Source organism: uncultured Brachyspira sp. (assembly GCF_949287625.1).
Classification (GTDB): domain Bacteria; phylum Spirochaetota; class Brachyspiria; order Brachyspirales; family Brachyspiraceae; genus Brachyspira.
The window spans coordinates 1-6,631 of record NZ_CASEGO010000135.1 but is presented as its reverse complement, the minus strand read 5'-3'; the positions used below and the strand labels follow the sequence as shown (position 1 = coordinate 6,631).

Below are 6,631 nucleotides of genomic sequence, written 5' to 3'. Positions count from 1 at the left end.
TGTAAAACATACGATTTACATGATAATTAATATTATATAATTTAGCATAAAACAATAAACTATTAAAATTATTTGTCAAGTACTTTTGAAACAAGTATAATTATAATTTATTAACTTAATATTTACAAAAATACTATATAAACATATCCTTTTTCAATAAAATCTAAACTTATTTACCATAATATCCGATTTTTTAAATGTTAAAAAAGTTGCAAATCTTTAAATAATAATGTTAAATATACTAATTAAAAAATAAATAATTTTGGGGCAGGTTTATTATTAAAAAAATAAAGAAGACTATAATAGTTATTTTTCTTGTAATAATAATGTTGTTTGTTAACTCTTGCGATACATTTGATATGTACATAAGAAAGGCACTTGAAGGAGTTAATCTTTACGAGCTTAGTGTGTTTGGAGAATCTCTAGGACGCGATATAAAAGTAGTTGAGCTTAGAGGTTTTGATGTAAATGATTTTAGAAATGACAGAGTTTCTTATTATATAAATAGATATCAGGGCAGCTGGAAAAATTATATGCAGAAAATTATAGACAGAGCCCAAATATATTTGCCTTATATTAAAGAAGTATTTGCAGAGAAAGGTGTTCCAGAGGATTTGGTATATTTACCTATAATAGAAAGCGATTTTAATCCTCAGGCGGTTTCTCATGCAGGTGCTGCTGGTCTTTGGCAGTTTATGCCTATGACAGGTGCTATATACAATCTTAAAGTAAATTATTGGTCTGATGATAGATTTGATCCTGAACGTTCTACAAAAGCTGCTGCTGATCATTTGGTAAGGCTTGATAAAAACTTCAAATCTTGGGTAATTGCGTTAATAGCTTATAATGCAGGAGGCGGAAGAATATCAAAAGCTATACGTGAAGTAAAAAGCAATGATTTTGGAGATTTACTTGCTGCAGGTGTTCTTCCAAAAGAAACTGAAGAATATATACCAAAATATGTTGCTGCTGTTATAATTGCAAAGAACCCTGAGAGATTTGGTTTTAAAGTTAATAAACCTAAAGTTGTTTTTCCGCAGGGTGATTTGGTTTATGTAGATGATGCGGCTGATTTATCTGTTATAGCTAAGATGATAGAAGTTGACACTGAAGATTTAAAAGCTTTAAATCCGCATTTAGCAAGAGGAGTAACACCTCCTGGTATGGTTAGATATCCCTTAAGAGTTCCTCAGGGACTTGGGGATAAGTTTAATGAAACATTTGCTAAAATACCAGCAAGTGAAAGAGTTACTTTCAGACGCCATGAAGTAAAGATGAATGAAACACTTTCTCATCTTTCTAAATTTTATGGTGTTCCTATAAATGCCATTGTAGAAATAAATAAATTAAAATCTAAAAATCTTAATATAGGTCAGCAGGTCATGATACCTATACAGGGACTTGATAATGCAAAGCAGGTTGATTTAGCCCAGTATGAAGAAGAACAAGAGAGAATAAGAGAAGGGAAATTTGTTTATTTCGAATCTTTGCCTCCTCCTGATTATGAATATAAGGATATAATGTATCATGTTAGAAGCGGGGATACTCTTTGGATAATTGCAAGAAGATTTAATATAGATATATCTGAGATAAAGGCTTGGAATAGACTTAATAGTAATGTACTTTCTATTGGTATGGAGATATTTTTGAGAATACCAACAAATAAATAAGGTAATTATAAATATTTATTTTAATCTTTCATTAATTAAAGTTTCAAGTTTATTTAATACTTTTACTCTTCTCTCCCAAAGATAATCAACCATAGAGTCATATATTTTTATTTGGTTTTGAAAAGAATCAAATAATTTGTCATCTTTATGCAGCTTTTCTATTTCTTTTATAAGTTCTGTATTGTCTTCATCTTTCTTGAAAAATAGCAGTGCATTTTTATTAACCAAATCAAGTTCTATGTTTTCATCACCATTATATATTGGTATGCATCCCGCTTTAAATGCATCAAAAAGTTTTTCAGTTATATATCCGTCACTAATAGTATTCTCTGGACATATATTGAATTTAAAATCTTTTAAATATTCAATTTTATCATTATTAAAATCTTGTTTTAACGTATCATCATTATGAAATAATTTGCTAGGGCAGCTTATATTATCTATTTTTGATATTTTATCATACATTTGAGTTCTTATATTGCTGGCATCATGACTTGCAATTAACGAAGCAAATTTATTCTTTTTTGATTTGGCACTATTAATATTATCTATAACTTTTTTTATATCATCTTTAGTATAATTTTTATTGTCTAATATTCCATAAAAATTATAAAATATCCAAAGAGGAAAACGAACATAATTTTGATATTTATTTTCATCTAATCTGTCAAAACTAAGTGATAAGTCAGCATAATTAATGCAGTTGTCAGAATATTGTGCCCAAGTTTTATTGATGGCATTTTTAGATACGCATTCACCAGTATAAAATATTTTTATTTTAGCTTTAGAATGCTCCAGAAAATATCTTTTTCCAACAGGTCCGAAATATTCTATATCTGGATTATATCCTATTTCTAAGTTATTAATATAATTGTTTTTTATTAAATTATAAAAAATATTTTTATCAAATTCTTTTTCGTTTACAGGCCAGTCATTTCTAACGAAAAATGTTTTTTTATTTTTTATATCGTTTTTATAATGATTATAGTTTATTTTGTATCCTAAATCTTTTAAATAAACAGAATCTATTCTTACTTTATTTCTTATAATTCTTATAGGAATAAACCAAACTAAATACTCAATTAAATTTTTTTTTAATAATAATTTATCTTTCATAAATGACTTTATTTTTTTAATTTATCTAAACTTAATCCTACATTATTCAAATCATATTCAAGCATTATCTTTACTAATTCTTTGAATGTAGTTTTTGGTTTCCATCCTAGTTTTTCTTTTGCTTTTGTAGGATCTCCTAAAAGTAAATCAACTTCTGCAGGTCTGTAATATCTAGGATCTATCTCTACGTATTTTTTCCAATCAAGCCCTACAAGTCCAAAAGCTTCATCTAGGAATTCTCTTACAGAATGTGTTTCTCCAGTAGCTATAACATAGTCATCAGGATTTTCCTGCTGCAGCATTAGCCACATAGCTTCTACATAATCTTTAGCATATCCCCAGTCTCTTTTTGAATCTAAATTACCTAAATATAATTTATCCTGTTCTTTATTAAGTATTCTAGCAATGGCATGTGTGATTTTTTTTGTTACAAAAGTCTCACCGCGTCTTGGACTTTCATGATTGAATAATATACCATTACATGCATACATATTATAGCTTTCTCTGTAATTAACAGTAATCCAGTAAGAATATAATTTTGCACATGCATACGGACTTCTAGGATAGAAAGGTGTTTTTTCTGTTTGAGGTGTTTCAACAACTTTTCCATATAACTCACTTGTTGATGCCTGATAGAATTTAGTTTTTATTTGTGTTTCTTTTATAGCGTCAAGTATCCTTATAGTACCAAGCCCTACAACATCAGCAGTATATTCTGGCATATCAAAACTTACTCTTACATGGCTTTGAGCTGCTAAATTATATATTTCATCAGGCTGTATTTTTTCTAATAGTCTCGATAAATTGGAGCTGTCAGATAAATCTCCGTAATGAAGAAACATTTTTACATCATTAATATGCGGATCTCTGTATAAATGATCTATTCTTTCAGTATTAAATGATGAGCTTCTTCTTATTATACCATATACTTCATATCCTTTTTCTAATAAAAGCTCTGCCAAATATGAACCGTCTTGTCCAGTAATTCCAGTTATAAGTGCTTTTTTCATATTATATCCTAAATTCATTTATTGTAGTTTTTCAAAAAATCATTATATGCTATTTTTAAGCCGTCTTCAAGTTCTATTTTGTATTTCCAGCCTAAAGCATTTATTTTACTAACATCAAGAAGTTTTCTCATAGTGCCGTCTGGTTTAGAGCTGTCTAATTTTATTTCACCTTCAAAACCAACAGTTTTTTTTACCAATTCTGCAAGCTCTTTAATAGTAACTTCTTTTCCAGATCCTATATTAATAAACTTGCCTATATCTTTAGCATTTTTATTTTCCATTAAATAAAGGCAAGCCTCTGCTAAATCATCAGAACACATAAACTCTCTTAAAGGAGTACCGCTTCCCCAAATAACGGTTTCTTTTAAATTATTTATTTTTGCTTCATGAAATCTTCTAATAAGCATTGGTATAACATGAGCATTTTCAGAGTGATAGTTATCATTTATACCATAAAGATTGCATGGCATAACAGCAATGTAGTTTGTATTATACTGTCTGTTGTAGGCATCGCATAATTCTATACCTGCAATTTTTGCTAATGCATAAGGCTGATTTGTGCTTTCTAAATATCCGGAAAGAAGATATTCCTCTTTTATAGGCTGAGGACATTCTTTAGGGTATATACAGCTTGAGCCTAAAAACATTAGTTTTTGAACTTTATATTTATATGATGCTTCTATAATATTATTTTGAATTTGAAGATTGTACAATAAAAAATCAACGGGGTAGGTGTTGTTTGCGTATATTCCTCCTACTTTTGCCGCCGATAAAAATACCCACTCTGGTTTTTCTCTCTCAAAAAAATTAAATACTTTTTTTCTGTCTTTTAAGTCTAGCTCTGAGTGAGTTTTTCTTATTATATTATTATATCCATTTTTAGTAAGTATTCTATCTATGGCACTTCCTACTAAACCTCTATGACCAGCTATGTATATTTTTATATTTTTATCCATAACTATTATTTCCTCAATATAAGAATCATTTATCTTTTCCTGTTATAGATTCTACTATGTTTACAAGATTAGAAATTGAACGGTTAAAATATACTAATACATCTCCATATAAATGTGCATTTAAAGCAGGTATTAATGATTTATCAACATTGTCATAATGTCTTTGTCTTGCTTCATAATAGAATGCTTTTATTTCATGATATTTCTGCATAGCTTCTTCATATGTTTTTTCTTTATTTAAAGAATAGTATTGAAGTATTAGCTCTGATAAATAATCTATAAATTTTTTATTATTGTCTATCATTTTTAATATATCTTCTTTCTGTGTTTCATTAAATAAAGTCTTTTTTTCATTTCCTTTTATAATTGCTTTACCCAAATCTTTTAAATTATCCCCTAGATTTTCACAGTATGTACTTATATTTATAAGAGAAGCTATATTTGCTGAGTTTAAAGTATTTTTTCCAAGCAGTTTGAGAAGGAATGAATGTATTTCCTGATCGGTATTATCAAGCATTTTTTCATGATCTCTTATTTTATTAAGAAGTCTTTCGCTAGGATTTTCAAATAGCTGTTCTATTCTTGACAGCATTTTTTTAGCAATTTCTCCCATATAAGTAACTTCTTTTCTTACCTCTATTTCTGCTGATACTGGCATATTAAGTAATTTATCAGAAAGTACACTAACATGTTTTTCGTCTTCTTTGTCTTTGATTAAGAAGCATACAATTTTTTCTAGTTTTTCTGTTAGGAAGTAAAATACTATAACATTTATAATATTAAATATTGTGTGTGCAGCTGCTATATAAAATGATATATTTACATATTTATTATTTACTACGAGATTAGGATCTCCTATGTTCATAAATCCTACAACTATATCAACTAATTTTATATAATATGGGAATAGGAAGAACATATATATAACGCCGAATATATTAAATAAGCAGTGAACTAAAGCAGCTCTTTTAGCATTTGTAGAAGCCCCCAAAGTTGCTAGTACAGCTGTGATTGTAGTACCGATATTTTGTCCTAGTATTAATGCTACACCAGTAGGATAATCTATCAAACCAACTGAAGCTAATGATATAGTAACACCCAAAGCAGCACTGCTTGACTGTATTATGGCAGTAACGATCATACCAATCATTACGCATAAAAATCTGCCGTACATAGTATTGGCATTCGCCATCAAGAAAACTTTTTCAAAATCCTCAGAACCTCTTACTCCTTCAAATGCCATTTTCATAAGAATAAGACCATAAAATATCATACCAAAACCCATTAGTATTTCACCAAAGAATTTTAATCTTCTATTTTCTGAACCAAATATAACTATAATAGATCCTATTCCGAGAGAAGGCAAAGCTAGAACATCTATATTTAATGATATTATCCAACCCGTAACTGTAGTACCGATATTGGCACCTAGTATGATATTTATTGCTTGAGAAAGTGTAAGGATATTAGCATTAACAAAGCTTACAGTCATTACAGTAACAGAACTGCTTGACTGAACTATTGCCGTTATTAAGAAACCTAAAGCTATTCCGAATATTTTATTTTGAGTTAATTTATGGAGTATTTCTTTTAGGGCATTTTCTGTACTTTCCTGAAGTCCGTCTGAAAATACTTTAAGACCATACATAAAAAGTCCGAATCCGCCGATTAAAGAAAAAGCTAGGTTTAAAAACATATGGCATATCCTACTATTTTATTAAGCTAGGCGTGCTTAGTATATTATAAATGTAAAAAAAGTCAATAAAAATAAATTATTAAGTTTGTTTAAGAGCCATAGATATTGCACAGTTTTAGTTTAAAAAAAGGAGGTATTCCTTATAATTTAAATTATCACAACAAACAAAAAGGAATACCTATG

Annotated in this window: 5 protein-coding genes; 1 reads left to right on the top strand and 4 read right to left on the bottom strand. The window is 28.6% G+C overall.

The window, feature by feature from the left end; all coding sequences use genetic code 11:
* The first annotated feature begins 326 nt into the window (after window positions 1-326).
* Window positions 327-1,670: a LysM peptidoglycan-binding domain-containing protein gene (locus Q1X91_RS14355; protein ID WP_300759073.1), complete on the top strand. Its 1,344-nt coding sequence runs from the start codon at window positions 327-329 to the stop codon at window positions 1,668-1,670.
* A 15-nt stretch (window positions 1,671-1,685) separates the two neighbouring features.
* Here the strand turns inward: Q1X91_RS14355 and Q1X91_RS14350 are convergent, their stop codons facing one another.
* The 4 genes from Q1X91_RS14350 to Q1X91_RS14335 are packed head-to-tail and all read right to left on the bottom strand — an operon-like array spanning window position 1,686 to window position 6,448.
* Window positions 1,686-2,786 carry a glycosyltransferase family 10 gene (locus Q1X91_RS14350; RefSeq protein WP_300759071.1) on the bottom strand — a complete coding sequence of 367 codons (1,101 nt, stop codon included), beginning with the start codon at window positions 2,784-2,786 and terminating at the stop codon, window positions 1,686-1,688.
* Window positions 2,787-2,794: 8 nt separating this feature from the next.
* Window positions 2,795-3,796 carry a GDP-mannose 4,6-dehydratase gene (gmd, locus tag Q1X91_RS14345; protein WP_300759069.1) on the bottom strand — a complete coding sequence of 334 codons (1,002 nt, stop codon included), beginning with the start codon at window positions 3,794-3,796 and terminating at the stop codon, window positions 2,795-2,797.
* 14 nt (window positions 3,797-3,810) lie between these two features.
* Window positions 3,811-4,752 carry a GDP-L-fucose synthase gene (locus Q1X91_RS14340; RefSeq protein WP_300759067.1) on the bottom strand — a complete coding sequence of 314 codons (942 nt, stop codon included), beginning with the start codon at window positions 4,750-4,752 and terminating at the stop codon, window positions 3,811-3,813.
* 25 nt (window positions 4,753-4,777) lie between these two features.
* Window positions 4,778-6,448 carry a Na/Pi cotransporter family protein gene (locus Q1X91_RS14335; protein ID WP_300759065.1) on the bottom strand — a complete coding sequence of 557 codons (1,671 nt, stop codon included), beginning with the start codon at window positions 6,446-6,448 and terminating at the stop codon, window positions 4,778-4,780.
* Between the last annotated feature and the right edge of the window lie 183 nt (window positions 6,449-6,631).